Origin of the sequence: Methyloglobulus sp., assembly GCF_040079455.1 — a bacterium.
Classification (GTDB): Bacteria; Pseudomonadota; Gammaproteobacteria; order Methylococcales; family Methylomonadaceae; genus Methyloglobulus.
This window is the reverse complement of the sequence record NZ_JBEBKJ010000164.1, coordinates 1-1,944: the sequence shown is the minus strand read 5'-3', so window position 1 is coordinate 1,944 and position 1,944 is coordinate 1. Positions and strand designations below refer to the sequence as shown.

At 41.6% G+C, this 1,944-nt stretch carries 2 protein-coding genes; one reads left to right on the top strand and one right to left on the bottom strand.

All coding sequences use genetic code 11. From position 1 onward, the window contains the following. Positions 1–723: 723 nt before the first annotated feature. Positions 724–1,566: a PEP-CTERM sorting domain-containing protein gene (locus ABL924_RS18320; RefSeq protein ID WP_349028534.1), complete on the top strand. Its 843-nt coding sequence runs from the start codon at positions 724–726 to the stop codon at positions 1,564–1,566. Positions 1,567–1,697: 131 nt separating this feature from the next. Here the strand turns inward: ABL924_RS18320 and ABL924_RS18315 are convergent. Continuing rightward, positions 1,698–1,944: GNAT family N-acetyltransferase (locus ABL924_RS18315; protein WP_349028533.1), on the bottom strand; the 247-nt coding region annotated here is incomplete at its 5' end.

Genomic DNA, 1,944 nt, shown 5'->3' with positions numbered 1-1,944 from the left:
CCTAATCGATCATTTTTCATGGTATGGCAACTTTGGTTTTATTTTTTTCACAAGATTGGATAACGAGCATGGGTATTTGATACATACAAATTTATACCAGACAAATTTTATCCAAATAAAATAAAAAGCCATCTGTGGAATAACGCGGGGATTGGGGCTTAGTTTTGAAATTGTTGTTGAGATGTTGGAGAATTGATCCTGTTTTTTTTGACCATCCAAATAAAGCTGTTTTTAAGGTGTCACCTTTAAACGAGCGAATGTCTGTTCGGGCAGAACAAATTTGAAATTAGAAAACAGTCGAATATTTTTACAGTTTACGGTAGACATAAACAAAAAATAACGTGTTATTTGGTTTCGAGGATATTTGAACGTCTAATGAGCCTTGGATTGCAGCTGGCTGGGCGGCTACGAAAGCTTTGCAAGTTTTCTTCTAGGCTGATCGTAAAAATATTCTTGGCAATTGGGCTCATTTAAAGCTGAAGTGTCGGAATTCTTTACAATAACAAGATATTTTTTTGGGCATGCTTTGTAGAAGCTGCTATAACCATATGATTTTTAAAAAAAAACTTCATTTGGATTTTTTATGGCACTAATTTTGCTTTTCACATAATGCCCGGCGGAAGATTGCTAATCTCAATCATTCAGGCATTCAGTTGCTTCTTCTTGTAATTATTAAGGATTTGCAATATTTGGTATTTTTAAAATTCAATTAAGGAGTTTGAAATGAAAAGTAAATTAGAAATTTGTCTGGCTAGCGCACTTGTACTGATAGCCAATTCGGCAGAAGCCGCATTTATTAGCGGGTCAGGTGATGCAAATTATTCCACAGCTTATCAAGGTGCCAGTGCCGCTACTTTTGCTGGCTTAGGTTTTACTATTGGAACTGGCGCGACTGATTTAAAAGTGAGTACAGGTACCTATGCGGATCCAGCCGGTCTTGTATTTGGGAGTGTTATCACAGCTAATGCCAGCGCTTATGGAACGACCACTGGTAAGTTGGACTACGCATACAGTATTGACTCAGCAAATACTGCGTATGGGAATGCCCGTGATTACAAGTGGTTACAAAATACAGGGACTAACTATTCGACCAATACAGCACAGGATAAGCCGTGGCTAGGAACAATTTGGAATCTCGGTGGACAAGCCAATCAGGCCGTGGTGTTTCCCATTGTTGACCATGGCCCACTTCCCCAGGAAGCTGTTGAATATACGGTTTACCTAACGAACACTCCAGGTTCAACCAATCTTGCTGATTGGAGTCTTGCTGTATTGGATCAGGTTTATCTGCAAGGTTGGGAGGCTGATAATACATCTCTAGCTGATGGCTTTACTACGGTATGGAAGCTTGCCGGGGGTGCAACTTTTCAATATGTGTCCTTGCAAGGAGTAGGTTCTCAAGCTTTGCAACCACTTTATGGTGATGAGGATGAAATTGACGCAGTTGCCGGATTAACTGCTGATGGCGGTTCAGTGGTGACTTCTGTACCTGAGCCAAGTTCGTTTGCACTTGCGGGTCTTGGTTTGGTGGCTTTGGGATATTCTCGCAGGCGCAAAAGTTTTTAGGATTTTTTCAAAACATAAGCAACTTCAAAAGTTGTTTTTAAGTTCGACGGGGTTGGTTGCATAAAACTCAAGACAACTTTTGTAAATTAAAACCTCGCTGGCGCGAGGTTTTTTGTTCATAAAACGCTTTGCTAAAGCCGCTTTTCCATCACAAAATCATCCATGAAAAAGCCATGACCTATGTCAAACACCGCCTCTTCACGCACGAGAAAACCGGCTTTGCGGTAGATGGCGATAGGCTTGGTGTTGCCTTTGTTGACTTGCAGGATGAGGGAATGCCAGCCTTGCCAGCGTGCCTGTTGTTCCACGTGGCTTAACATCAGTCCACCCAGGCCTTGGCCGCGAAATTCTGCCAGCAGATACAGCTGTTCCAGTTTC

Bases quoted from the DNA above. Each gene is read 5' to 3' on its own strand.
- ABL924_RS18320 (WP_349028534.1), top strand. From the start codon at position 724: ATGAAAAGTAAATTAGAAATTTGTCTGGCTAGCGCACTTGTACTGATA.